Source organism: Sphingomonas sp. Leaf34 (assembly GCF_001421805.1).
In the GTDB taxonomy this organism is placed as follows: Bacteria; Pseudomonadota; Alphaproteobacteria; order Sphingomonadales; family Sphingomonadaceae; genus Sphingomonas.
Window position 1 is genome coordinate 1,140,245 of sequence record NZ_LMLC01000001.1, and the last position, 23,605, is coordinate 1,163,849.

Annotated in this window: 33 protein-coding genes and 2 tRNA genes; 10 read left to right on the forward strand and 25 right to left on the reverse strand. The window is 63.8% G+C overall.

Annotated elements, in window-relative coordinates; translation table 11 throughout:
- Nucleotides 1-132: 132 nt before the first annotated feature.
- A tRNA-Gly gene (locus ASF00_RS05230) sits at nucleotides 133-207 on the forward strand.
- A 173-nt stretch (nucleotides 208-380) separates the two neighbouring features.
- Here ASF00_RS05230 and ASF00_RS05235 read toward each other — a convergent pair.
- The 7 genes from ASF00_RS05235 to ASF00_RS05260 all read right to left on the reverse strand — a co-directional run bounded on the left by ASF00_RS05235 (nucleotide 381) and on the right by ASF00_RS05260 (nucleotide 5,380).
- Nucleotides 381-1,574, reverse strand: a complete 1,194-nt coding sequence (locus tag ASF00_RS05235; protein ID WP_055874996.1) for a copper resistance protein B — start codon at nucleotides 1,572-1,574, stop codon at nucleotides 381-383.
- Nucleotides 1,571-3,421 carry a copper resistance system multicopper oxidase gene (locus ASF00_RS05240; RefSeq protein WP_082463219.1) on the reverse strand — a complete coding sequence of 617 codons (1,851 nt, stop codon included), beginning with the start codon at nucleotides 3,419-3,421 and terminating at the stop codon, nucleotides 1,571-1,573. Before ASF00_RS05240 ends, ASF00_RS05235 begins: the two co-directional genes overlap by 4 nt.
- Nucleotides 3,422-3,543: 122 nt before the next feature.
- Nucleotides 3,544-4,125 carry an RNA polymerase sigma factor gene (locus tag ASF00_RS05245; protein ID WP_055874999.1) on the reverse strand — a complete coding sequence of 194 codons (582 nt, stop codon included), beginning with the start codon at nucleotides 4,123-4,125 and terminating at the stop codon, nucleotides 3,544-3,546.
- 10 nt (nucleotides 4,126-4,135) lie between these two features.
- Complete coding sequence (locus tag ASF00_RS05250) at nucleotides 4,136-4,576, reverse strand: periplasmic heavy metal sensor (RefSeq protein ID WP_055875002.1); 441 nt, start codon at nucleotides 4,574-4,576, stop codon at nucleotides 4,136-4,138.
- Nucleotides 4,573-4,848, reverse strand: a complete 276-nt coding sequence (locus tag ASF00_RS05255) for a hypothetical protein (protein ID WP_055875005.1) — start codon at nucleotides 4,846-4,848, stop codon at nucleotides 4,573-4,575. The genes ASF00_RS05250 and ASF00_RS05255 overlap by 4 nt, the downstream gene beginning before the upstream one ends.
- Before the next feature lie 136 nt (nucleotides 4,849-4,984).
- Nucleotides 4,985-5,161 carry a hypothetical protein gene (locus tag ASF00_RS18245; RefSeq protein ID WP_156348162.1) on the reverse strand — a complete coding sequence of 59 codons (177 nt, stop codon included), beginning with the start codon at nucleotides 5,159-5,161 and terminating at the stop codon, nucleotides 4,985-4,987.
- 15 nt (nucleotides 5,162-5,176) lie between these two features.
- On the reverse strand, nucleotides 5,177-5,380 hold the full coding sequence (locus tag ASF00_RS05260) for a hypothetical protein (RefSeq protein WP_055875007.1): 204 nt from the start codon (nucleotides 5,378-5,380) through the stop codon (nucleotides 5,177-5,179).
- 133 nt (nucleotides 5,381-5,513) lie between these two features.
- On the opposite strand from ASF00_RS05260, the gene ASF00_RS05265 reads away from it, so the two are divergent.
- Entirely contained in the window at nucleotides 5,514-5,873 is a 360-nt protein-coding gene (locus ASF00_RS05265; protein ID WP_055875010.1) for a DUF4440 domain-containing protein, read from the forward strand.
- Between the two features lie 50 nt (nucleotides 5,874-5,923).
- On the opposite strand, the gene ASF00_RS05270 is transcribed toward ASF00_RS05265, so the two are convergent.
- The 5 genes from ASF00_RS05270 to ASF00_RS05290 all read right to left on the reverse strand — a co-directional run bounded on the left by ASF00_RS05270 (nucleotide 5,924) and on the right by ASF00_RS05290 (nucleotide 8,644).
- Nucleotides 5,924-6,445: a hypothetical protein gene (locus ASF00_RS05270; protein WP_055875013.1), complete on the reverse strand. Its 522-nt coding sequence runs from the start codon at nucleotides 6,443-6,445 to the stop codon at nucleotides 5,924-5,926.
- A 113-nt stretch (nucleotides 6,446-6,558) separates the two neighbouring features.
- Nucleotides 6,559-7,062, reverse strand: coding sequence for a TIGR02594 family protein (locus tag ASF00_RS05275; protein ID WP_162233557.1), 504 nt, complete (start codon nucleotides 7,060-7,062; stop codon nucleotides 6,559-6,561).
- A gap of 61 nt (nucleotides 7,063-7,123) precedes the next feature.
- Nucleotides 7,124-7,684, reverse strand: coding sequence for a GDSL-type esterase/lipase family protein (locus ASF00_RS05280; RefSeq protein ID WP_055875019.1), 561 nt, complete (start codon nucleotides 7,682-7,684; stop codon nucleotides 7,124-7,126).
- Nucleotides 7,685-8,111: 427 nt separating this feature from the next.
- Nucleotides 8,112-8,342, reverse strand: coding sequence for a hypothetical protein (locus tag ASF00_RS05285; protein ID WP_055875022.1), 231 nt, complete (start codon nucleotides 8,340-8,342; stop codon nucleotides 8,112-8,114).
- Nucleotides 8,342-8,644, reverse strand: coding sequence for a hypothetical protein (locus ASF00_RS05290; RefSeq protein WP_055875025.1), 303 nt, complete (start codon nucleotides 8,642-8,644; stop codon nucleotides 8,342-8,344). Before ASF00_RS05290 ends, ASF00_RS05285 begins: the two co-directional genes overlap by 1 nt.
- Between ASF00_RS05290 and ASF00_RS18250 the strand changes: the two genes are divergently transcribed.
- The gene (locus tag ASF00_RS18250) at nucleotides 8,643-8,960 is read left to right on the forward strand and encodes a hypothetical protein (RefSeq protein ID WP_156348163.1); all 318 of its coding nucleotides are present in this window, start codon (nucleotides 8,643-8,645) and stop codon (nucleotides 8,958-8,960) included. The two genes, ASF00_RS05290 and ASF00_RS18250, sit on opposite strands and share 2 nt — an antisense overlap.
- Before the next feature lie 17 nt (nucleotides 8,961-8,977).
- Here the strand turns inward: ASF00_RS18250 and ASF00_RS05295 are convergent, their stop codons facing one another.
- The 5 genes from ASF00_RS05295 to ASF00_RS05315 all read right to left on the reverse strand — a co-directional run bounded on the left by ASF00_RS05295 (nucleotide 8,978) and on the right by ASF00_RS05315 (nucleotide 11,116).
- A complete protein-coding gene (locus tag ASF00_RS05295) occupies nucleotides 8,978-9,625 on the reverse strand; it encodes an SOS response-associated peptidase (RefSeq protein WP_055875028.1) in 648 nt (215 codons plus the stop codon).
- Between the two features lie 3 nt (nucleotides 9,626-9,628).
- On the reverse strand, nucleotides 9,629-9,964 hold the full coding sequence (locus ASF00_RS05300; RefSeq protein WP_055875031.1) for a hypothetical protein: 336 nt from the start codon (nucleotides 9,962-9,964) through the stop codon (nucleotides 9,629-9,631).
- 123 nt (nucleotides 9,965-10,087) lie between these two features.
- A complete protein-coding gene (locus ASF00_RS05305; RefSeq protein WP_055875034.1) occupies nucleotides 10,088-10,444 on the reverse strand; it encodes a hypothetical protein in 357 nt (118 codons plus the stop codon).
- A gap of 3 nt (nucleotides 10,445-10,447) precedes the next feature.
- Nucleotides 10,448-11,005: a hypothetical protein gene (locus tag ASF00_RS18255; RefSeq protein ID WP_156348164.1), complete on the reverse strand. Its 558-nt coding sequence runs from the start codon at nucleotides 11,003-11,005 to the stop codon at nucleotides 10,448-10,450.
- Between the two features lie 18 nt (nucleotides 11,006-11,023).
- A tRNA-Ser gene (locus ASF00_RS05315) sits at nucleotides 11,024-11,116 on the reverse strand.
- 227 nt (nucleotides 11,117-11,343) lie between these two features.
- On the opposite strand from ASF00_RS05315, the gene ASF00_RS05320 reads away from it, so the two are divergent.
- Entirely contained in the window at nucleotides 11,344-12,096 is a 753-nt protein-coding gene (locus ASF00_RS05320; RefSeq protein ID WP_055875504.1) for a DUF1134 domain-containing protein, read from the forward strand.
- Nucleotides 12,097-12,329: 233 nt separating this feature from the next.
- Here the strand turns inward: ASF00_RS05320 and ASF00_RS05325 are convergent, their stop codons facing one another.
- Nucleotides 12,330-12,851, reverse strand: coding sequence for a DUF1993 domain-containing protein (locus ASF00_RS05325; RefSeq protein WP_055875041.1), 522 nt, complete (start codon nucleotides 12,849-12,851; stop codon nucleotides 12,330-12,332).
- Between the two features lie 117 nt (nucleotides 12,852-12,968).
- Between ASF00_RS05325 and ispG the strand changes: the two genes are divergently transcribed.
- Complete coding sequence (ispG, locus tag ASF00_RS05330; protein WP_055875044.1) at nucleotides 12,969-14,096, forward strand: flavodoxin-dependent (E)-4-hydroxy-3-methylbut-2-enyl-diphosphate synthase; 1,128 nt, start codon at nucleotides 12,969-12,971, stop codon at nucleotides 14,094-14,096.
- A 9-nt stretch (nucleotides 14,097-14,105) separates the two neighbouring features.
- Here ispG and ASF00_RS05335 read toward each other — a convergent pair whose 3' ends face one another.
- Nucleotides 14,106-14,363, reverse strand: coding sequence for a hypothetical protein (locus ASF00_RS05335; protein ID WP_055875046.1), 258 nt, complete (start codon nucleotides 14,361-14,363; stop codon nucleotides 14,106-14,108).
- A gap of 357 nt (nucleotides 14,364-14,720) precedes the next feature.
- Here ASF00_RS05335 and ASF00_RS05340 point away from each other — a divergent pair, with 357 nt between their 5' ends.
- From ASF00_RS05340 to ASF00_RS05350, 3 genes are all read left to right on the forward strand, one after another.
- Nucleotides 14,721-15,149: a hypothetical protein gene (locus ASF00_RS05340; RefSeq protein ID WP_055875048.1), complete on the forward strand. Its 429-nt coding sequence runs from the start codon at nucleotides 14,721-14,723 to the stop codon at nucleotides 15,147-15,149.
- Nucleotides 15,146-15,349, forward strand: a complete 204-nt coding sequence (locus ASF00_RS05345; RefSeq protein WP_055875053.1) for a helix-turn-helix transcriptional regulator — start codon at nucleotides 15,146-15,148, stop codon at nucleotides 15,347-15,349. The genes ASF00_RS05340 and ASF00_RS05345 overlap by 4 nt, the downstream gene beginning before the upstream one ends.
- A 106-nt stretch (nucleotides 15,350-15,455) precedes the next feature.
- Nucleotides 15,456-16,256, forward strand: coding sequence for an alpha/beta fold hydrolase (locus tag ASF00_RS05350; RefSeq protein WP_235525614.1), 801 nt, complete (start codon nucleotides 15,456-15,458; stop codon nucleotides 16,254-16,256).
- Nucleotides 16,257-16,649: 393 nt separating this feature from the next.
- Here the strand turns inward: ASF00_RS05350 and ASF00_RS05355 are convergent, their stop codons facing one another.
- A complete protein-coding gene (locus ASF00_RS05355) occupies nucleotides 16,650-17,228 on the reverse strand; it encodes an outer membrane protein (RefSeq protein ID WP_162233407.1) in 579 nt (192 codons plus the stop codon).
- A gap of 349 nt (nucleotides 17,229-17,577) precedes the next feature.
- Nucleotides 17,578-18,060 (reverse strand): hypothetical protein, encoded by a 483-nt coding sequence (locus tag ASF00_RS18935; RefSeq protein WP_235525615.1) that lies wholly within the window; start codon nucleotides 18,058-18,060, stop codon nucleotides 17,578-17,580.
- Between ASF00_RS18935 and ASF00_RS05365 the strand changes: the two genes are divergently transcribed.
- Together ASF00_RS05365 and ASF00_RS05370 are read left to right on the forward strand one after the other, a co-directional pair.
- A complete protein-coding gene (locus tag ASF00_RS05365; RefSeq protein ID WP_055875058.1) occupies nucleotides 18,059-18,970 on the forward strand; it encodes a DMT family transporter in 912 nt (303 codons plus the stop codon). The genes ASF00_RS18935 and ASF00_RS05365 overlap by 2 nt on opposite strands.
- On the forward strand, nucleotides 18,967-19,443 hold the full coding sequence (locus ASF00_RS05370) for a GNAT family N-acetyltransferase (protein WP_055875059.1): 477 nt from the start codon (nucleotides 18,967-18,969) through the stop codon (nucleotides 19,441-19,443). The genes ASF00_RS05365 and ASF00_RS05370 overlap by 4 nt, the downstream gene beginning before the upstream one ends.
- 52 nt (nucleotides 19,444-19,495) lie before the next feature.
- Here ASF00_RS05370 and ASF00_RS05375 read toward each other — a convergent pair whose 3' ends face one another.
- The 4 genes from ASF00_RS05375 to ASF00_RS05390 all read right to left on the reverse strand — a co-directional run bounded on the left by ASF00_RS05375 (nucleotide 19,496) and on the right by ASF00_RS05390 (nucleotide 23,583).
- Nucleotides 19,496-20,182 (reverse strand): putative 2OG-Fe(II) oxygenase, encoded by a 687-nt coding sequence (locus ASF00_RS05375; RefSeq protein WP_055875060.1) that lies wholly within the window; start codon nucleotides 20,180-20,182, stop codon nucleotides 19,496-19,498.
- A 30-nt stretch (nucleotides 20,183-20,212) separates the two neighbouring features.
- Entirely contained in the window at nucleotides 20,213-20,791 is a 579-nt protein-coding gene (gene ppa / locus ASF00_RS05380) for an inorganic diphosphatase (protein ID WP_055875064.1), read from the reverse strand.
- A gap of 74 nt (nucleotides 20,792-20,865) precedes the next feature.
- A complete protein-coding gene (locus ASF00_RS05385; protein WP_055875067.1) occupies nucleotides 20,866-22,791 on the reverse strand; it encodes a M61 family metallopeptidase in 1,926 nt (641 codons plus the stop codon).
- A gap of 141 nt (nucleotides 22,792-22,932) precedes the next feature.
- Nucleotides 22,933-23,583: a DUF1345 domain-containing protein gene (locus tag ASF00_RS05390; RefSeq protein ID WP_055875070.1), complete on the reverse strand. Its 651-nt coding sequence runs from the start codon at nucleotides 23,581-23,583 to the stop codon at nucleotides 22,933-22,935.
- Between the last annotated feature and the right edge of the window lie 22 nt (nucleotides 23,584-23,605).

Below are 23,605 nucleotides of genomic sequence, written 5' to 3' on the forward strand. Positions count from 1 at the left end.
GTGCAGTGCACAACAAAATCGACGAATCTCACCACAATGTTGAAAAGGTGCTTGCCGTTCCGGAAACACCGGGCTAACAGCGCGCCTCACCCAGTCACCGTGTCGCTTCAGACCGGAGACTACGGCGCCAGAGCGGGCGTAGCTCAGGGGTAGAGCACAACCTTGCCAAGGTTGGGGTCGAGGGTTCGAATCCCTTCGCCCGCTCCAGTTTCCTAAAGGGAGACAGCGGCCCAGGCCGATGCGATCTTACCATAATCTGCGACAGAGATTGTTGTCAGGTCCGTGCTAGCCGGCAAACGAAATAGATCGAACCGTTTCGCCAAGTGCAGCCACTTTTATCAGGCTGCCATCAGTGCAGCATGATCACGGCGATCCGACGGTCAGAACCAGGTGCGGGCGCCGACTGCGAGCGCAAAGCCCCCACCGTCTTCGCCCTCGGCGCGCGCATAGCGGGCGGTAGCGCCATAGCGACGCTCCCACGATACGCCGAAATAGGGGGCGAACTCCCGCGTGATCTCGTAGCGTAGTCTCAGTCCGAGCTCGGCGGTCGTTAGTCCGGCGCCGATACGGCTGCCTGGCATATCCTGTGCCGCGACGTTCAATTCGATGCGGGGTTGCAGCGTCGCGCGCTGGGTCAGGCGTTGATCATACCACGCCTCGGCACGCGCCAGCGCGTCGCCCTTGTCAGAGAGGAACACTGCGCCTTCGACGTCGAACCAATAGGGCGCGAGGCCCTCGATGCCCACCGTGACATAGGTTCGCTTGGCGCCGGCGCCCAAATCCTGGCGGAAGCCGGCCTGAAGATTCCAATAGGGGTCAAGTGTGCGCGAATACAGCGCCTGCACCTCGGCGCTCTTGACCTTGTCGCCGAACCCGCCCTCGCCCTCGCTCTTGACCACCAGCCGGTCGATGTCGCCGCCGAACCAGCCCGCTCCGTCCCAGCGATAGCCGTCACGGCCATTTCGCACCTGCACCTCGGCGAGGTTGAACAGAATTTGGCTCATTTGCATGCCGCCATGCTCGTCGCGCATAATCCGGTTGGCCGTCGCCATCGTCGCGGGATCATAGAAGCGTGCCGCCGCCAGCGTGGTCGGAGGCGCAGGGGGCGGGGCATCGCCTGCCGGTTGATCGGTGCCGATGGCCAGAGAGTGTGCGGCGCCGCCATTCGGTGCGGCCGGCGAGCAATGGCCCATGGCGGCGTGATCGGGTGGGCACGCGGTTGCGGCTGCAGGCATGTCGGGCATTGCATGTGGTGGCGCGGCTTCACGGGTAGTGGTGGGTTTGCAATGGCCCATGGCGGCATGCTCGGCCGAGCAGGTGACATTCGGCGGCATGCCCATCGCGGGCTTCGCGGAGGCGACCGGTTTGACGGTTTGCGACGGCGCCGATGCTGCCTTCCCAGGCTTGGAGTGTCTCGGCGAAGGTCTTTTAGGCATGGGCTTTTTGGGCGCCGGTTTGGGAGACGCGGGTTTGGACATGACCATACCGGGCATCTTCATCCCGCCCATGTCGTGCATCTGTGCCGCAGCCGGCATCGCCGTGATGGTCGCAACGAGAAAGCCGAACGTCTTCATGCCGCCGCTCCGTTGCCGTGAGTCCCCGCGCCATCGGGACGTACGGTGACGACCTGCATCATGCCCGCGTGCATATGATAGAGCATGTGGCAGTGGAACGCCCAGTCGCCGACCGCATCCGCGGTCAGGTCGAACGTCGCGGTGCCACCGGGAGCGACGTTGATGGTGTGCTTGCGCGGCGCATGGTCGCCATGGCCGGTCACTAGCTCGAAGAAATGGCCGTGCAGGTGGATCGGATGCGCCATCATCGTGTCGTTCACCAGCGTTACGCGGACGCGTTCACCCTGCCGGAACGGGATCGGAGCCTTGACCTCGTTCAGCTTCACGCCGTCGAACGCCCACATATAGCGTTCCATGTTGCCGGTGAGGTGGATCTGCATCCGGCGGGACGGCGCGCGCAGATCGGGGTTACGCTCAAGGGCGATGAGATCTTTGTAGACCAGCACCGTGTGGCCGACGTCGCCAAGCCCTTGTGGCGGTTCGCCGGTGCGATCCATCGGCATCGGCGCAACAGTCTGCACGGTCGGTGTCTTCGGCAGGCCGGGCGCGTTCGCAAAATCGCGCATGGCGTGGCTCATCGCCGGCATGGCCGGCTCACGACCCTGCGGTTCACCAAGTGTGCAATGACTCAAAGCCGCATGTTCGGGACGACACAGGGCAGGGGGGGACTCGTTCCCACCATGATCCATGCCCGTCATGTCCATGCCTGCCATAGCGCCGTGATTCATTCCGGCCATGTCGCCCATACCCATGTCCTTCATCGTCGCGAGCGGGCGTGTGCGCAGCGCAGGGACTGCGGCGGCCATCCCGACCCGTGGCGCCAAAGTCGCGCGCGCCATTCCAGACCGGTCCCAGGCTTCAGCGACCACCGTATAGGCGGCGGGATCGACCGGCTTGACGATCACGTCATAGGTCTCCGCGACCGCGATCTGGAACTCGTCGACCGCAACTGGCCGCACGCTCTGCCCGTCGGCCTGTACGATCGTCAGGGTCAGGCCTGGAATGCGAACGTTGAAGTTGGTCATCGCCGACGCATTGATGATCCGCAGCCGGATGCTCTCGCCCGGCGCGAACAGCGCGGTCCAGTTGTCCGCGGGACCGTGGCCGTTGACCAGATAGGTGTAGGTGGACCCGGTCACGTCGGACACGTCGGTTGGATCCATCCGCATCCTGCCCCACATTTTTCGCGTGCCTGCGGGCTGATCGCGTCCCGCGAGCATCCCGGCAAGTGTCTGTTTCTGATAGTTGAAATAGCCGCCTTGGAGCTTCAGCTTGCGAAAGATCGCGTGCGGATGCAGCGGGCTGTGATCCGACAGCACGACCACGTGTTCGCGGTCGAACATAATCGGATCAGCACCGGCGGGATCGATCACGATCGGGCCGTAATGCCCCATCTGCTCCTGCAACCCCGAATGGCTGTGATACCAATAGGTCCCGGCCTGGATAACCGGAAATTCATAGGTGAAGGTGGTCCGTGCCGGGATGCCTGGAAAGCTGATTCCCGGTACGCCGTCCATCTGGAACGGCACGAGCAGGCCGTGCCAGTGGATCGAGGTTTCCTCGTCGAGATCATTGGTGACCGCGAGCCGTACGGTCTGCCCCTGTTTCAACCGGATCAGCGGCGCGGGGACGGTGCCGTTGATACCGATCGCGTGCGAGGACTTGCCGTTGATCGTCATTATCTGATGCGCGACCTTCAGCGCGATGTCGGTACCCGATAGGGTCACAGGCGGGGTCGCGATCCCCGCCGATACCGGCTGCGCCCAAGCCGGCAGCCAGGGCGCCGCCAACGCGCCGCCGCCTAGCGTGGCCTCGCGCAGAAAGCGGCGGCGGGTCAGTCGTGTCATACGGATCCTCGGGCAATACACGGCGGCGTCATATCGTTCATACGGCTGTGAGACGTCGATCCCTCATGCGGGCGATTATTCTGATGCCGGGTTTGGCGGGTGAGGGGCTGTTGAATTCTGGTCTATGGCCGAGCTACTGCGTCCGCCGCCAGAGCAGCGCGGGCACGCCGTACACGCGTCTCCACCGCCTTTGCGGTGATACCGAGCGCCTCGGCGGCTTCCGCTTGGCTGAGTTCGTCGACCGCGCACAGCAGCAGCGGATCGCGCAGCGACGCGGGCAGGCGCGCGATGCCGGCAAGCGTGCGTGCCAGATCGTCGCGATCGATCGCCTGCGCTTCCGTATCCGCGGCGGCGTCGGCGATCTGGTCGCCAGCCTCGATCGGCAGAACGCGCGTTAGGAAGCGGCGGACCCGTCGTCGTCGATGCCAGTCGCGGCTTTTGTTGATCGCGATCCGCGCCAGCCACGCGCGCAACGACCGGCTCGCGTCAAAGCGTCCGAGCGCGGCATGCGCCGACACGAAACTTTCCTGGAGCAGATCGAGCGCATCGTCGGGATCGCCGATCTGCGCGACGATCAGGCGATAGAGCGGTTGCTTGTGACGCCGCATCAGTGCGGCAAACGCGGCCTGTCGTCCGGCCAAGGGCCCCCTGAGGTGAAGGGCGACCAGCGCGGCATCCTCGAGCAGGTCGAGATCGACGCTCATGAGCCAATGGTCATTGGCTAGGTGTCAGTGCCTGTACCACGACCCGGTCGAACGCCGCCGTCTGGTCGGAGCGCATGAGTCGGCGCATCGCGAAAACGTGCGCCAGCGTCGCTTTCTGCAACGCGCCCATCGTATGATGCGATCGATCGACCGCTGCCGCGACCGCCGGGCCATTGTCATGCTCGCGCTCGATCGCGGCGGCGAGACGCACGTTGTCCGCACGAAGTTGACCTTCGAGCGCGGTACGCAGGGTCGCAAAACGCGCTTCCAGCTCATCGAGTGCGACCTCCTGCCGGACGTCCAGCGTAATCTCGCGGTGGAGCAGCGCGTGGAGCTCGGTGCCGTGGGACGGACGTGCCGACAGGATATTGCCACCGATCAATACGCCCGCGACTGCTGCAAGAAACGCGAGCAGGATCGTCAGCATCGCGCGCCGAAACGCCGGCGTCATCGGCCCAGCAACGTCGATGGCGCCAGCGCGGCGTCGATGCCGATCGGACTCGCCGCCTGCGCTGGTGTCGCGCCGCTGCCCAGACTGATGCCGCCGAACAGGCCCAGCGCGAGCGCCGCGCCGACCGACCACGCGCCGATCGTCCGGCTTGTCATGCGGGACCGTGCATTCTTTTCGATCGTCGCGAACACGTCCGCCTCGAGCGCGTCGAGCGTCGCCGGCACCGGCATCGCCGCCAGCTGGGTTAGTCGATAATTGACAGCATCCTGCATCGTTCGCTCCCCATTGCCTCAAACATACGCACCACGCTGCGTAATCCCCCATGTTCCCTGTGCGCGCCGATACATTTTACCGTCCGGCAAAGGGACAGTCCCGCGCCGGTCGCCAGCACCACGGCATCCGGCGCGGTCAGCTGGGCCGGGCGGAGGCGCTTGATCGCGCGCCGATGATCGCCGCATCGTCGGCCGTGAATCCGAATGCGGTTCGGTAAGGGAAGATGAAGCGACAGCCAGGCGTCGCGCCGTCCCGCATACGATGAATAAGGTGCGGCGCAAGAACGTCTGCCAGTTTGGCGTCTTCGCTCATTGGGACGATGGTCGGTCATCGGGCATGAACAGGACCACGCTTCATGCAGAATGCAGAATGCAGAATGCAGAACGCTCGAACCAGCGAACTCACCAGCGTCATGGGCTCACGGAAGGCATCGGGTCCGCGAGGCGGCTTGCCGACGCGGGCGTTGCCATAGTCGTCGGCCGCAGCGATCAAACTCAGCGTCGATTGCGCGGTCGCATAGATGGCCGACACGTCGCAGCGATGACCAAACGCGTGGCCACGGCAACATAGGATGCTCGCGCGATCAAAACCCCGTCATCCAATCACTTCATGAGGAACGAACCGGGGTGTTTCCGCGCTCGACTGCAAGAGAAGGAGACATGGAATGGACGACAATCGGGTATGGGACTTTGAAGAAAGTCTCTGGATCGGGAATGCCGAGCAGTACCGCGCGCTTATCGACGACGAGTGCGTGATGGTGCTGCCCGAGCACCCCTTTGTGCTCACGGGCGCCCAAGCTATTGAAGCCGTCTCGGATACGCCCCGCTGGTCGGATGTCAGCTTCAGCGAACAGCAGATCATGCGGCCGCAGGAGGGCCTGATCGCGATCGCCTACAAGGCCGAAGCCAAGCGTGACGGATCAACCGGTTATACCGCCTATTGCACGACGACGATGCGGCGGCTCGAACACGAGGAGTGGCGGGTCGTGCAACATCAGCAGACCCCTGCGCCGGTTGCACGCTGAATGTAAGTCATCGAGGGGGGGCGTGCGCCGCCCCCTCGAATCGCGGACGGTTACGCCACGGCTTCTTTGGTACGCGTGGCGGTGTGGCCACCAGAGCGATACAGCACGTCGGCGGCGTCCTCCGAGGTAATGCCGGCAGTGCTGGTATCGACCGATACGAACACACCGCCCTCGTTGATGCGCCCCTCGTAATAGCTTGCGTCGACTCGGCTGACACCGTGGTCGGTCATCACTTTCTCAAGACCCCCGACGGCACCGCCAAGCGCCGCACCCGTAATCGCGGCACCGGGAATCGCTGCGGATGCGATCGCACCTGCGGCGACCAGCGGACCGACACCGGGGATGGCGAGCGCCGCAATGCCGAGCAGGGTCCCGATACCGGCGCCGGCCGCGACCTTGCCAACGAATTCCTGCGTGTCGTTGCCGGCGCCGTCGGCCGTCGTGTTCTTGCCGTCGTGTTGCGCGACGACCGAGATGGCGGTGTCGTTCACCCCGGCTGCGCGAAGCTCCGACACCGCGCGCTCTGCTTCGGCGTGAGTATCGAAAACGGCGGATATGAGGTTCGTGCTCATTGTGGTTCCTGTCGACAGTTCAGGTTGCAGATGGTCTTAGAAGCGGTGTCGACCGATGATCGTTCCAGATATTGAGGGTTACCGCGGCGGTAACCGAGAATAGGATCCCGCGGTCAGGATTCGTCGGTCGAGATCGGCTTGCGCGCGGCCATCTGCATCGGCTTGCCGATGACAGGACGACCTGACGGCCAGCGCCGCGCAATGCACCGATCCTTGGCGACTCTTGCGACCGTGACGGCATCGCCCTGATTGCCGCCGAGAACATGATACGCCGCGGCATCCTCGCCGATATAGAATCCGACATGACCACCGCCCGGACGCTCGAAAACCAGCACCGCGCCCGGTGCCAGCCGTTCTGGACGAAGTGCCTGCCCCCATGTCGACCACGACGTCGCACGGACCGCGATCGCTATGGGCTCGATTCCGTCTTCCTGAAGGCAGTAGGCGACGAACACGCCGCACCACGGAACGCTGTCGGCGTTGTAGACCATGCCCAGGACTTTTGTGCCGAGCCGCTTGGCCCAACCGAGAATGGTGGAGCTGTTCGCCGAATCGGCAGCCTCTTTGGTGCCCAGCTTCGCCCTCGCCGCCTTCAACCACTTCGGCTCTGTCGCCACGATGCTCACCCCCTATACCGACGCGCGCCGAACGGCCCGCGGTACGCTTGAACGCGCGGCGCTACACCATCCGCTCCACCACCGGCCGCAGCGCGGCCACAACCGCACCGATCGCCTTCGCATTCGGATGCACCCTATCTCCCAGCACCATTTCGGAATGACCCAGCACACCTGGCGGGAAGAATGGCCAAATCGTCGCACCGTGTTCGGCCGCCAGCGCCGCATGGATGCCCAGATAAGCAGCGGCGCGGTCACGCAGCAACGCCGGCGGCTCGACGGTCGTCAGGATCACAGGAATGCCGCAATTGCGCAGGCTCAGCAGGATCTGTCCGAGTTGTGCGCGGGTACGGACCACGGGCGCCTGCCGCAGGACGTCGTTCGGCCCGACCTGCACGATCGCGAGCGCCGGAAGCCGAGTAAGGCTGGACAGCAGCCGGGGCAGCCGCCGCAGGACGTCAGCGGTCGTATCGCCCGACACACCGGCGTTCATGACAGACACGTTGGGATATCGAGCCTGCAGCGAGGACTGGAGCTGTGCCGGAAAGCTGTCCGCGGCGGCTAGTCCGTATCCCGCAATGAGGCTGTCGCCGATAGCGAGGATTAGAGGTGGGACGTTTGGCATAAGTCGCTGGCAGATAGGTCGCAGGCGTAGCAATATAAGGTCACATGAGCGTCCGAGCGGCACTTCCCCTTGTGATATTGCGCTAGTAGCGATCCCGTCACTAGACCGCGATTGCGGTGCGACAGCGACTGGCCGTTCGGTAGCGTGCACCGGGCACGACGCGGATCTACCGCTTGACTAAGCGACCCGCTCCAAAATTCGGCGCTCGTGCTCCCCTTATCCGAACCTTGGTACCGCTCGAGCACTGAGAGCGTACACAATGGCCGCAATCTAGCTCGACGATTTGCCCGTTAGGGGCAAGACCGCACATGCTTTTTATGGACGGCCGTGACCGCGTCGCAGGGCCCCATCGCGCGTGGAAGATGTTTTCGGAAATGCGGTCGCCAACAGGGACGACCGACATTCCCAAGCCAGGGACGGTGCGCGTTTAGCCCATATCCTGCTTGCGCGCGCCCGCAATCATGGACTGGGCAATCTGGCAGACCGCTTCGTCGTTTTTGGTTTCGTCAGTTGCTGGATCCCCGAGATGATCGAGGCTTTGCTCCATAAAATCGAGAAGCCCGGCGTGCCGTGCCTCGACATATTCCATAAGCTTGAACAGCAGATGCTCGGTCGCGATTTCGCGCTGTCGGGTCTGCGTTGCGGTGTCAGTCGCCATTACCGGACCGCCTGCTCGGACGCATCGAATTCGTTGAACGCCTCGCGCACTTCGCTAGCAGTCTCGTCGTCGGCAACCTCGACCGTGACGACGACCTTGCCGTTCAGTTCGGCGTCGTCACGTGCTTCGGATCTTGAGTCGCCAGTCTTCTGATCGGAACCGTCCTCGGCTATGCCTGCGGTGTTCTCTCCGCCGTCTGCGGTTATGGCAACCTTCGCGCGATCAATCTCAAACTGTTGAACAATCCGCTCTACGGTCATCTCCGCTTCGCGCCGTGTATCGAACTTTGCGGTCAATTTCATGATGCTAACCCTCAAGCCGGCATGGCTTGATAGGAGAACAGTTCAGATCGCGCGCGGTGCCATGACAGTTGCATTCCGCGCGATGATTGACCTGATGGAGGTGCCACGACATCCTCATGACGGAGCAACATCAACCCATCGACCTTGCGAGGCTGTATCGGTGCCACAACGCTATCTCAAACCCGACCAGCGGCTTCGCGAGCATCTCGAAGACGCACTTGCTGAAGCCGATGGCTTTGGATTGACGGTCGTCGCGGCCTTGATATCCGAAGCGCTTGATGCACTGGGTCCTCCCACCAATGGGGGGATCAGGTGAGGATCGTCATAGATTGATCATGGACTCCCGCGCGTCGGGAACACCGGGCCTCGCACCGTCATCTTGTCGGCAGGGTATGGACGTTGAAGCGCGAGCACGTCGTCATAGCTGCCAGTCAGCCAGCGCTCGTGATCGTCCGGTCGCAGGATCGTGATCATTGCCTTCGGATGTATCGGCGCCACCAGTTCGTTCGCGTCGCAAGTGACCATCGCGAAATACCGGCTATCGCCAACCTGCCGCCAGAAACCGGCGATCGCGAACACGGGCTGGTCCGTCGCTGCGAACCACATCTCCCCCTTGATCGGCTTCTTACCATCGCCGAGGTCGGTGGTTTCGCGGGCCCATTCGCAAAACTCTGTAAGAGGGATCAGGCACCGGTTAGCCGGGTCACTGACGAGCGATCGCCATTGCGGCAGATGCAGGGTACGCACGTTGGTCTGCGCCAGCTTGCGACCGGCCTGCTTCGCCTGCCCGGCCAGAACGTCCCATTCCATGACGTCGAGCCCGCGGCGGTTCGCTTCGGTCCGCACGACATAGGCGCGACCGAACGGGCGCAGCTCTTTCGGATCGAACCGGTTGTCCATCGGCTTCGCTGCAAGCCATTCCGCACCGAACCTTTCGGTGATGGTTTCTGGCTCACCGTCGAACCGTGCTCGATTACACATCGATCAGATTCCGAAACCGCGACGCTTGATCTCGCCGAGCAGCACTTCGGCCACCGGATGCCCAATTTCGCCGCCCGATTGCTCATAGGCGCTCGTCAGATCCGCGTCCGATGCGGTGCTCAGCAGGGCACGGACTTCGGCGCTGAAGTCCCCGACTTCGTTAGCGGCTGCTTCTGCTGCGTCGTCGCTCGTAATTGCGGGCTCGTCACCGGGAGCCGGCGCGTGGGCCATCACGGCGTCCCGCTTAAACATGTCGAAGGCGTCGGCAGCTTCGTTGCGCTCCTCCAGTGCGATCTCGAGGAGGGTGAACAGGTCGAGCGACGGTGCGGTGTTTTCCATCGTGGAAGCCTAGGCCCGGTTCGTTGCTCCGCGCAACATGGCACTGACGCACGTCGTTGGCTCGGCGAGTTATCCGTCCGATAACAGCTTATCCGTCCGATAACAGCGTCGGTCGCGATCACGCTAGCGAGGATCGCCCATCCGTTTCAGGTTCGCGGTGTCCAACCGATGTCGACGACTCTGGGCCTGTCGGCTGCCTCGCAGACCCGCCATGGTCAGCTGCTTGTCCCGGACGTAGGCGTAGGCTCCACTGACGGCGAACGCAGAAATCCTGCTAATGTGCGCTTTTTGCGCAGCCTGCGTTGCGGTGACGTTATCGAATTCAAGAAACGCACGGCGCGTCAGCGGGTTCTCGAACGCGAGCCCGATTACTGCGATCAATTCTCGCTCATCGGGTACTAGATGGTTGACGTTGGACATCAACGGCGCGGGTGCGGCGATGTCGGCCCGATCCAGTAGGTGTAAACGCAGCTTGAGCACCGCTTAGTCTGCTGCGAGCGTCACGGCAAACTCCGTCATGAACGTGGCGAACCTTTTGGCGTCGGAACCGACTGCGCGAAGATGCACATGGATGCGGTCGAAGTCTTCGTCGCCATTGGGGATCGGGTCGGCGATACGATCAACCCCGGTGCGCGATCCGTTGGGCAGCGCATAACCGGCGGCGGCGGCGAACAGGTTTTGCTCGTTGGAGACCAGGATGTTGCTTGCCACATTAAAGAAACCCTGGTCGCCCTTCGATGCGAAGCCGAGCGCGACGCCGGCGTGACGAATCTCGCTAGTCCGCAAACGGGCGCTGAACGGTTTGGGATATAGCGCGACTCCCCGGCGCCATCGTCGCGCTCGCGTTGGTCTGGAAAAGCCGGCACCCTGATGCAGGCTTGGCTCATTCACGCCTTCCGCCTTCTCTGAGCAGCAGGGTCGGTCGGTAGCGACGCTACCCCCTAACCAACTCACGCTGTCGAAACGGGTCGAAATGACGCAAGCATCAATAGGCGGCGCGACGCCAAGCCATTGTTTGACCAAGGTTTTAAGCTGGAGCACGCAACCCTGAGCGGGATATGGCGGAGACGGAGGGATTCGAACCCTCGGTACCAGTAAACCCGGTACGGCGGTTTAGCAAACCGCTGGTTTCAGCCACTCACCCACGTCTCCGGCTGCGGCAGATGCGGGGCTATAGCGAGGGTCTTCATGGGGAGCAACGCCTGTAATTCGCACGGCTCGGGAATTCTGTCATTCTTAATCCTCCTGCCCGATCCTGCTACTCATCCCGTATTCGCCCAAATTCGACACGCCCGTTCGGTTCGTTCATTGCGTGGCAAGCCCGACGTTGATTAACTTGATCGACGACAGGGCGCCTTCGTTTTTGGGGATTGATCAACATGCGTAGCTTCTGGCTTGGCCTGGGTGCCTTAGCGACGACCCTGTGCTGGACTGGTGCATCCGCGCAGGTCCGTACAATCGATCCCAACCGAGCAATTGACGGCGACCTCTCCGCGGAGGCTTATTCCGCGCCATCGCATACGCAAGCAGCGACCCAGCCGTCGCGCCCGGCCTATCCTGAAACACCTGCGCAAACCGAGCCGGTCACGCCGCCGCCTGCCAATGAACCAGCGCCCGAAACGCGCGCCGAGGCAACGATGCAGGCCGCCGATACCTATCAGCGCGATGATCTGCTTGCGGCTGGCGAAGGCGTTTTCGGTAAGGGCGCGGCAGGGCTGGGCGGGATTCTCGAAAATATTCTTAAGGATCAGGGTCAACCCAACGCCTACATCGCAGGGCGCGAGGCATCCGGCGCGTTCATCCTCGGGGTGCGCTATGGCTCGGGTATCATGAGCCACAAGGTCGAGGGCCAGCAACCGGTTTATTGGACAGGACCATCGGTGGGCTTCGATGTCGGTGGGGACGCGAACAAGGTCTTTGTGCTGGTCTACAATTTGTATGATACCGAAGAGCTTTACAAACGCTTTCCGGCGGTCGAAGGCCGTTTGTATCTGGTCGGGGGGTTCGCGGCGACCTATCTGCGCCGGGGCAACGTCGTCCTGATCCCGATCCGTCTGGGCGTCGGCTGGCGCGCGGGCGTCAATGTGGGATACATGAATATCACGCACAAAAGCCGCTGGTTGCCGTTCTGATCTAGGCGTGACGGGGGGCAAACGGCTCATAACGGGATCGGTGTAGCTGCGGCCGTCGTGTTGCGTGGCGGCCGGGTGCTCAAGAGCGTCGTTCTAGGATCCGCATGAGGTGTTACGCGACCCGCTCAAACGCTTTGAACGCGCCCATCATGATGGCAGGGCAACCGTCAAGAGCTTGTCCAAAGGCGCAAGACGCGTGCGGGTATCGCTCGGTGTTGGCGGTTGAGATTTGCTTACGGCTTCATGCGAGGAGCACCGAGAAAATCGCGCTTGCCGAGTTTCATGCCTTGCGCGCGTAGGATCGCGTAGGCGGTTGTGGCGTGGAAGTAGAAATTGGGTTGGGAGAAGGACAGGAGGAAGTTCGCGCCGGTGAAGGGCATCGTGACGGTCCCGAACTCGAACCGGGTATCGGCGTCCGCGAGCGCATCGAACGCCTCCCGGTCGATCGCCTCCAGCCGCGCGATCGCATCGCGCACCAGCGCATGGAGCCCGGCGAAGTCGGTCGGCCACGGCGACATGTCGGGGGCGAAGCGACCGCCGCGGACGCCGTCGATCCCGCCGACCGAATGCACCGCGCATGATTTCACCTGATAGCCGAACGGCAGCATGTCGTCGGCGAGCCGCGCGCCGATCAGCGCGGCGGGCGCAAGACCCCGCTCGGCGGCAAACGCCTCCGCCTTGTCGAGCAGCGCGTCGACCGCGCGGAGAATCTGGAGGTTCGAGGGGATCGTCGCATCGTAAAGGGAAAACGTCATCGCCCAAGCTCCTATAGTGCGCGCCCCGCTATGACCGACATTGGCGACCCCCGCCAGCGATGTTCCGTTCCGACGCGCTAGTCGCTATATACGCGCTCGAACTCCCGAGGAATCCCCATGTCCCTTCGTCCCTGGCGCGATATCACCCGCCGCACGAGCCGCCAGATCATGGTCGGCACCGTCCCCGTCGGCGGCGACGCGCCCGTCACCGTGCAGACGATGACCAACACGCCGACCGACGACGTCAAGGCGACCGTCGACCAGATCCGCCGCTGCGAAGAGGCGGGCGTCGACATCATCCGCGTCAGCTGCCCCGACGTCGAATCGACCACCGCGCTGAAACAGATCGTCCGCGCATCCCGCGTGCCGATCGTCGCCGACATCCACTTCCACTACAAGCGCGCGCTCGAAGCGGCGGACGCGGGCGCGGCGTGCCTGCGGATCAACCCGGGCAATATCGGCTCGGCAGCGCGCGTGAAGGAAGTCGTCGATGCGGCCAAGTCGAACGGCTGCGCGATCCGGATCGGCGTCAACGGCGGCAGCCTCGAGCGGCACCTGCTCGAAAAATACGGCGAGCCATGCCCCGACGCGCTGGTCGAATCGGCGATGGATCACATCAAGCTGTTGCAGGACCACGACTTCCACGAGTTCAAGGTCGCGGTGAAGGCGTCCGACCTGTTCCTCGCGGTGGCGGCGTATCAGCAGCTCGCCGAGCAGGTCGATTGTCCGCTGCATCTCGGCATCACCGAGGCGGGCGGGTTCGTCGGCGGCACGGTGAAGTCGGCGATCGGGATGGGCAGCCTGCTCTGGTACGGCATCGGCGACACGATCCGCGTCTCGCTCTCCGCCGAGCCCGAGGAGGAAGTCCGCGTCGGCTTCGAGATCCTCAAAGCGCTCGGCATCCGCAACCGCGGCGTCCGCGTCGTCTCGTGCCCATCGTGCGCGCGCCAGGGCTTCGACGTGATCCGCACCGTCCAGGCGCTCGAGGAACGGTTGCAGCACATCCGCACGCCGATGAGTCTCAGCGTCCTCGGCTGCGTGGTGAACGGCCCGGGCGAAGCGCGCGAGACCGATATCGGCATCACCGGCGGCGGCAACGGCAAGCACATGGTCTACCTCTCGGGCGTCACCGACCACCACGTCCAGGACGCCGACATGGTGGACCACATCGTCCGGCTGGTCGAAGCCAAGGCCGCCGAGATCGAGGCGGCGGACGCAGCGATACTGGCCTCGGTCGCCGCCTGAGGCGCCGAATCAGTCGCGGGGGTCAGTGTCGGGGGTCAGTCGCGGGGGCCAGCCGGCTCCCCGCCGCCCGCGCGCCGATGCCCGTACCAGCACCGCCGTCGACAGCAAAATTCCCGACACCAGCGCCCCGATCGACAGGATCCCGCCGCTCGTCATCCTGACCGACGCCACCACCCCGCCCTTGCCGAACGACACCGAAACCTTCGCCCGATGGACAGCGGGGGGACGGGGCGGATGCGATAGCGCGTCGTATTGCATGACGATCAAACGCCGAAGCCAAGCCGGGGTTCAGTATCTGGGTCACGCGACCGTTGGGTAGGGGAGAGGACGGTGATGTGCTCTCGCCACGCGTCATCCCGGACTTGATCCGGGATCCAGGGCCACGAGCGGTGCCGCCCGAAACTCTGGATCCTGACTTTCGCCAGGATGACGGGATGGAAAGGAAAGCGGACGGTCCGCTTTGAGAATGGGGTGGCAATTAGCGGACGTTGCTGATGGGCTGCCGCCTTTCGCAAAAATGGTGACGTTGGGAATATAAAACTCACCTCCGCTGGAAAGCCTGCTTGACGTAAAGTGTGCTTTCCATGACAAGCGTCCTTCACAACGAATCGAAGGGGCTTCCAAATGACCGTCCACGTCGCCAACACCCGCTACCGGGACCCCGCAACCAAGCGATATAATCGCCGGATGATCGGCGCGATGCTTAGTTACATCGTGTTGCTGTTCGGCGTGCAACGTGCCTTCGACCTCGACGCTATGCACGGCCCTGCTCGCTGGGTGCTGGCGGCACTGCCAGGACTGCCGATCGCGGCCGTTTTCTGGCTGATCGGCGACATGATCCTGGACATGCACGACGAATATCTACGGCTTCTGGAAGTGCGCAAGGCGATGATCGCGACCGGCGTGACCATGACGCTGGTATCCATCCTGGGTTTCCTCGAGATGCTGGGCGGCGCGCCGCATCTGCCGCTCTTCTACGTACCTATACTGTGGTTCGGATCACTGGGAGTCGGCCAGTGCGCCAACATGCTGATCGAGCGTCAGAGGTCGTGATCAATCATCTGCGTGCGTTACGCGCTGCTCGCGGATGGTCGCAACAACATCTCGCCGACCTTTTGGAAGTGAGCCGGCAGAGTGTCAACGCGATCGAGACCGGACGCTACGATCCATCGCTTCCACTAGCCTTCAAGCTCGCCGAACTGTTCGACCTCGCCATCGAAGACGTCTTCGTCAGCCCTTCAAAGGAGCAATAACATGATCCGTGACCTCGGTTTGAGCATCGCGGTATCAGCCATGACTATCGGCACCGCTTTCCATCCTGTCGCAACCCATGCCGCAGCATCCAATCGGATCATGCAGATGCCGCACATTTCAGCGATTTCCATAGGCGAAGGCACGCCGGTCGTCCTGATCCCCGGCCTGTCGAGCCCTCGAACCGTGTGGGACGGCGTGGTAGCTGGTCTTGCCAAGGACCACCGCGTCTATGTGGTACAGGTCAACGGTTTTGCCGGCGACGCCCCAGGTGCGAACCTGTCGCCTGGCATACTCGAAGGCATAGTCGAGGACCTCCATGCGTTGATCGAACGCGAGAAGATCGCAGGTGCCGCGATCGTTGGTCACTCGATGGGAGGGCTCGTTGCGCTGAAGCTGGCCGAGAAGCATCACGCCGATCCCGGTCGGATCATGATCGTCGACGCACTACCTTTCATCGGCACGCTATTTTCACCCGCCGCGACCGTCCCCATGGTCGAGCCGCAGGCCAAGGCGATGCGCGACGCGCAGGTGGCCAGCTATGGCAAACCCGTCAGCGACGCGGCCGCGCAGGCGATTGCAGATCGGCTGGCATTGAAGCCGGTATCGCGTGCACTTGTGTCGGGCTGGGTGAAGACGGCCGATCCGAGAGTGTCCGGCGCCGCGATGTACGAGGACATGACCAGCGACCTGCGCCCCGTGATGAAGACGATCGTGACGCCGATTACGCTGGTCTATCCTTGGTCGGTCGGCGGGCCGACCAAGCCGCAGGCGGATGCGATGTATCACGCAGCGTACAAGGATGCGCCGCATGTCACCTTCGTCGATATTGGTGATGCCCGGCATTTCGTCATGCTCGACCAACCGGCACTGTTCCAGAAAGCGGTCGGTGCGTTCCTGTCGCGCTGATATATTGCGATGCGCCCTGCAGAGGTAGGGCGGCTGCTTGCCGCTCTGAAGTCAAATCACCGGTTGACCCAAGTCGCGCGCCACTCATCGATCTAGCCTTTCTCCGTTTGCAACCCCAACCTGAGACCGTCGATTTGGCAGCGTGCAAGCAGCCGTCCCGTCATCCCCTTTCGCCAATCTGTTCCCGTTCGATCATTCTCGAATTTGCCAACCGGAGATCGAAAAATGGGAAAGATCGAAATTAACGAATGTCCGCTTTCGGTGTTGCGGAGCGGCAATCGGGGCGTCTTTTGTTGGGCGAAAGCGGACGAGCGAAGGTCGGCCCTCAGGATCGACTCGAAATATTCTTCTATTTGGAGAGGATGGCGCGCGCCGCATAGCGCGCGCCATCCGTCAGAAACGAATCCCAATGCCGCCCAGGACATTTTGGCGCGAGGAGTGGCTGTAGTAATTCGCGTATTTGTACTCAGCGCTGACGTAAAAGTTTCGGACCAAAGAATACTCGATCCCGCCACCAACCTGATAACCGTCCGTACGATATCGGGTATTGAAGGCAGTGCCGCCGGCGGGATCCCCCGTAAATGTCTTTCGCTGGCTGTCGTTGGCGTAACCCGCCTTGCCAAAGATCAGCAGAGCAGGAGTCGCCAGGTAACCGGCTCGAACCGCGATTCCAATTTCTCGGCGCGTCTCCGTGCACACCCGGCCACCTAATACACCGCTCGCGCAGCTTTGGCCTTTGGTATCGAGATAGCTGACCTCGGGTCCGACAACGATTTTCTCGCCGATGATGCCGTCCCAGCCTGCAGAACCGCCATAGGCAAACTTGTCATCATGGTCGCCATTGGCCTGTATCCGATCGACGCCAGCCTTTGCTTCAAGGCGAAACCCGCGGAACGACGTACTTTGAGCGAATGCCAAAGATTCGCATGCAACCAGTGCGATAGCTCCTACCACAGCCTTATATTTAGCCATTAGCATCCTCCTAATCTTATCGTTATCCAACCGGATCGGTTTCCCTTGGTGAATATCGAACAGATTTGGTCGGATTGTCACGACCCAAAACACAAATGTAATAACCACCGCCCTCGGCATAACTATTTGTCAGGCGTTTGTATTTTACAATGTATTGACCGCCCAACACGTTGGTGTTGGACTTTACGCTCAGGTTTGGGCGCTCAGGTTTGGGCGAAAATCGGCGACGCGCCTCTATTGTCGATACTGCGCATCCCAATGAGTCGAACGCGGGCACAACGTATTGGACGTGATGGCACCGCAACGTCCGAGCGGCACCAGCGTCCGAAACGGGAAGCGGACCTGCCGTTCATCGCCAGATTGCGCGACCTTCTCCATAGCCGGGATATCCGTCCTCGAACATGCCCATGAAACGACGGCGAACCAGATCGAGTTCGCCGATAAGGTCTTCCGGAAAATCTGCCTGCCCGGCCTCGTCGATCAGATCAAAGAGCCCCAGCATGACCTGTTGCATCCGCTCTGCCGGATCGACCGGCACCCCATACGCGTCGCGTTCGATGTCCAGGCAAGCGCGGCCGGGGCGTTCGCCGCGCACGAGGATGCGGGCGACCTCGTCCACCTCCGGGTCACGCGCGATGGCGTCGGAATCGGAAGGGTCGCGAATCGCGTCGCCACGATCAGTGTCATTTCGCGCTGTCCTCCACGCCCGCATCTTGTCAGAGCGGTGCCATGATCGCGCGTACCCTTCTTTCCGCAAGCCCGGCAGCCGGTGCGGGAGGGGTGTTTGGAACGCGACGCAGCGTGAACTTCCGCCGCGGATCGATGCGCGCATGACCCGTCCCGCCCCCGCTACCGTCACCGCCCCCGCTACCGCGTTCGCCGTCGCCGCACTGGGGATCGGGCTCTTCTCCGTCATGGATGCGGTGATGAAGTCGCTGGTGCTCGCGATCGGCGTCTATAACGCGCTGTTGTGGCGGCAGATGCTGAGCGTCGGGCTGGGCGCGGTCGCGTGGAAGCTCGGCAACAGCGGGCGGCCCAGCCGACGCGCGCTGAAGCTCCACGTCGCGCGCGGGCTGGTGACGACGGCGATGGCGGTGCTGTTCTTCTGGGGCCTTGCGCGCGTGCCGATGGCGCAGGCGATCTCGCTGACCTACATCGCGCCGATCCTTGCGCTTCTGCTTGGCGCGGTGACGCTGGGCGAGCGGGTCGGGCGCAGGGCGGTGTTCGCGTCGATCGCGGCGCTGGGCGGCGTGCTGGTGGTGATGATCGGGCAGGGGCGCGGCGTGACGGGGCCCGAGACGCTCCACGGTGCGCTCGCGGTGCTCGGGTCGGCGGTCCTATATGCGGTGAACCTGGTGATCGCGCGGCTACAGAGCCAGGCGGCGCGGCCGGGCGAGATCGCGTTTTTCCAGGCGCTGGTCATCACCGCGACGCTGGCGCTCGCCGCGCCTTGGCTGGCGGCGGTGCCCGAGGCGGTGCAGTGGCCCAAGCTCGCGCTTGCCGCGGGGCTGGCGACCGCGTCGTTGTGGCTGCTCGGCTGGGCCTATGCGCACGGCGACACGGGCTTTCTCGCGACGACCGAATATACCTCGTTCGTCTATGCGGCGGGCCTGGGTTTCCTCGTGTTCGGCGAGCGGGTATCGGCGTTCACGCTGGCGGGCGCGGCGATCATCGTCGTCGCGTGCCTGTACGCGGCGCGACGGCGTGACATCGCGCAGACATCGATCGAGGCCACCGCATGACGCTTATCCGTTCCGCCACCCGCGCCGATGTCGGCACGATCCTGCGCTTCGTGCGCGAACTCGCCGCGTTCGAGCGCGAGCCGGACGCGGTCGAGGCGACCGCGCCGATGCTGGCGGAGGCGTTGTTCGGCGCGCGGCCGGCGGCGGAGGCGGTGATCGCCGAGCGCGCCGAGGGTCCGCTCGGGTTCGCGGTGTTCTTCCACAATTTCTCGACCTGGACGGGAAAGCGCGGGCTGTATCTCGAGGATCTGTACGTGACGCCGGACGCGCGCGGGCAGGGGGTCGGGGCGGCATTGCTGGCGCATCTCGCGGGCGTGGCGCTCGATCGCGGGTGCGCGCGGTTCGAATGGTCGGTGCTCGACTGGAATGCGGACGCGATTGCCTTTTATCGCAAGGTCGGCGCGGTCGGGATGGAGGACTGGACGATCCAGCGTCTGTCCGGCGACGCGCTCGCGCGGCTGGCGGGGCGGTAGGCGGGAGGCGGGAGGCGGTAGGCGGTAGGCGGGAGGCGGGGGCCGGGGGCCGCTAGTCCTTCACGTCGATATTCATCGCGATCGAGATCCGGTCGCCGGTGCCGAGATGCGGACGGACGCCGTGCCGGAGCCAGGCGGGAAACAGGACCAGGTCGCCGGCCTCGGTCGGCAGGCGGCGCTCGATGGGCTGCGGCTGGCCGTCGGTACCGAGCAGGCGAAAGCCGGGCAGGCGCATGAACGGGACGGGGAAGCGCGGGTCTTCGAAGAACAGCGCGCCGCCCGCTTCGCCTACGGCCTCGCCCGAAGCCTCGCCCGAGAGTGGGGGCTGGCCCATGTCGACATAATAGACCGCCGCCCACAGCACGCCGGGATGCGCGTGGCTCATGTTCAGCGCACCGGGGGGCGAGACGTTCGCCCACATCTTGACGGTCCATTCGAGCGACGCGGGATCGCGGCCGTCGAAATGCGACGCGCGCTTGGCCATCTTCACCGCGGTGTCGGCTAGCGCGACCGCGGCCGGACCACCCCAGTCGAGCATGTCGGTGGCCGAATGCCAGCCACCGACATTGGAGCGCGCGAGGCTGGGCATAGCGGCATGGCGGTCGCAGATCGCGGAGCGCAGCGCCGCGGTCAGCGCGGCCGCATCGGCGAGCCGGCCATGCAGGATCGGCGTCTCGTACAGTCCGATCTGCGCCGCGCGGACGCGGATACCGTCGAACGGGCGAGACGCCGTGGTCATGCGATCAGCCGCCGGCCGTCGGGGCAGCGATCAGCGACCGGCGGTTTCGTCGGCGTCCATCGGCTCTTCGCCCTTGGCCTTCTCGGCCTCGTAGCGCTCGATCGCCTCGATCGTCACGCGCTTGGCCTCATCGGCGTCGCCCCACTTGCCGACGCGGACCCACTTCTTCTTCTCGAGGTCCTTATAGTGGGTGAAGAAATGCTCGATCTGCTCGAACACGATCTCGGGCATGTCGGCACGCTCGCCGATATTGGCGTAATAGGGGAACACCGAATCGACGGGCACGCAGACGAGCTTCTCGTCGCCGCCGGCTTCGTCCTCGAGGTTGAGCACCGCGATCGGGCGCGCGCGGACGACGCAGCCCGGGATGAACGGCGAGCGCGCGATCACGAGCGCGTCGAGCGGATCGCCATCGGGGCTGAGCGTGTGCGGCACGAAGCCGTAGTTCGCCGGGTAGCGCATCGGCGTGTGCAGGATGCGGTCGACGAACAGCGCGCCCGAGGCCTTGTCGAACTCGTACTTCACGGGTTCGCCGCCGGTCGGCACTTCGATGATGACGTTGAGGTCTTCGGGCGGATTCTTGCCGGTCGGGATGAGATCGATACGCATGGCGGTCCTTTCAAATGACGATGCCGGCGCTCCACGATGTGGGGAGCGACCGGCACCGGTAAACATGTTGCTGGTCAGCGCGGCATCAGCAGCCTGTCCAGCCCGCCGTCACCATTACCCACCTTCTGCAGGCGCGGATAGCGCGGGCCGTCATGGTAATCGAGCGTGATGTCGCGAAAACGGTCATTGTTCTTTACAGTGAGCCGGATCGGCTCCTTCGTGCCCTTGGCCGCCAGGATCGCGGCCTTGATGCGCTCCGACGAATAGGCCTCGGCGTTGACCGCCTCGATCTCGGTGCCGATGTCGAGGCCGGCCTTGAACGCGGGGCTGTCCCAGATCGACGACGTCACGACGCCGTCCTTGTTGATCACCATGCCGAGCGAATAGCTGACATCGGTGCCGCGCGTCTTTTCCGCCTGCTTGAGATACGGGCTCTGCTCGGGGCCGTAGACGAGCTTGTAGCCGTTCATCGCAAAGCCGTTGATCGGCGCGGGCTTGCCCGTCTCGGTCAGGCGGGTGTTGAGGAACGTTGCCCAGTCATAGGGGACGATGGCATCGAGCGTCCTGGCGACGTCGGCGAAGGTGTAGGTGAGCTCGCCATAATCACCGTCGCGGACGCCGAAGAAGGCGCGCGCGAAATCGTCGATCGACTTGGTGCCGCCCGACTTCTGGCGGAGCATCGCGTCGACCTCCATCCAGACCATCAGGCCCTCGTTGTAATAATCCTCCGACCGCTGCCAGCTGGTCCAGCCCTTGGGTTTGCGCGCGGAGATGACCGGATCGTTGGTCGTGTCGATCAGCGGGCGCCACTGGCGGCCGGGCGCGGTGTCGTAGATGCCGAGGATCGAGGCGTAACCGTCGAGCGTGTCCTGCTTGCTGACCAGCCCCGAGCGCGCCTGGAGGACATAGCCCCAGAACTGCGTCTGGCCTTCGTAGACCCACAGCAGCGAATCGCGCATCGGGGTGCGGAAATCGGGCGTCCACAGGTCGGCGCCGCGGCGGAACTTGCCGTCCCAGCTATGCGTGTATTCGTGCGGCAGCAGGTTGCGCGCGGCGGCGCCCGTCTCCCACTCGGTGAAATAGCCGGGGCGGACGCCGTTCTCGGAGCTGCGATGATGCTCGAGGCCGATGCCGCCGAGCTGATCGGTGATCGACAGCAGGAATTCGTAGCGGTCGTAATGCTGTGCGCCGAACGTCTTGACCGCCTGGTCGACGAGCCGCTTGTGCGCGTCGATCTGCTCGGGCTTGGCGGCGAGCTGGTCGGGGCTGTCGGCGAAGACGTTGAGATCGACGCGCGGGGAGAGCGGCCAGACCTTCCCGTATTTGCCCGCGAGCGTCGGCGAATCGACGAGGATCTCGTAGTTGGTCGTGTCGTAGCTGTAGGTCGAGCCCGAGACCTTCGCCGGCACCGCACCCGCGGCGGTCCAGCCGGTCGGATAGGTGACGGTCATCTTGATCGGGATCTGGCGCGTGAAATAACCCGCCGGGTAGAGGCTGACGAGGTTGGGCTCGAGGCTGATCATCGTCGGCGTCATGACGACGCGGCCCTGGTCGCTTTTGGTCGCGGAGATGAACTGGAACTCGGCGACCAGCGTCTTGGCGCCCGTCGGTACGTCGATGTGGAACGCGAACACATCGACCGGGTCGCGCGTCCAGGGGACGATCTTGCCGTTCGCGCGGATCACGAGGCCCGCGAGCTTCTCGATCTCACCGCGCGGGCTATGCGCGCCGGGCAGCCATTTGGGGTAGAGCAGCGCCATCGGCCCGGACTTGGCGACCGGGATCGTCTGCTTGACGCGGAAGATGCCGCGCTCGGTATCGGTCGCATCGACGTCGAGCAGCAGCGTGCCCGGATAGGGCGTGTCGACCGCGTCGGGGATGGTGTCGACGAACGGCACCGGCTGCGGCGCGGTGTTGCCGGCAGGAACCTGCGCGGCGGCGGGTGTGGCGACGGAGACGGCGGAGGCAAGCAACGACGCGACGATAAGCTTACGGATCAAGGATATGGCCTTCCGGCAAAGAGACGATGACCCGAGGTGTAAGCGCGATAAAGGGCAGCCGTCCAGTCCTTTGCCCGGGGCGTGGGTCGAGGCCGCACGCCGGCCAAACCCCCTTTCGTCAGGATGACGACGTCGGGAAACTCAGCCGCTGCCCAGCACGTTGATGGTGAACGCCAGCACGCCAATATTGAACACGAATGCCGCCATGCACTGGCCGAGCGCGGCTTTGCGGACGCGGCGCGACGTGATCTCGACGTCGGAGGTCTGGAACGTCATCCCCAGCGTGAACGCGAAATAGGCGAAGTCCCAGTAATCGGGCTCGTCGCAGCGCGGGAAATCGAGCCCCTTCGCGTCCTTCCCCGCGGAATCGTCGACATAATAGAGATGCGCATAGTGCAGCGTGTAGATCATGTTCGAGAACAGCCAGGCGAGCGCCAGCGTCGTGATCGTCAGCGCAATTCCGACCGCGTCGTTCTTGCCCTGCAGTTCCTTCGCCACCGCGACCAGGATGACGAGCATGATCGTGCCGCTGAACCCGAGCAGCACCGCGCGGTTGGCGTCGTTCTCGTGCGCGGCGCGGCGCATCCGCTCGGCGCTGGCGTTGCGGAACAGCGTCGCGACCGCGATCAGGAACACCGCGGCGGCAAGGTCGAAGGCCCCCATCGTGCCCCGGCCGAGCCCGACGCGCGGGATCATCGTCACCAGCCCGATCACGAACACCAGCATGAACAGGACGAAGCGCGGCGGGGCAACGCGTTGGCCCAGGCCCCAATATCTGGCTTTGGTCGTCATGGCACGGCGCTAGCGCTTCGCG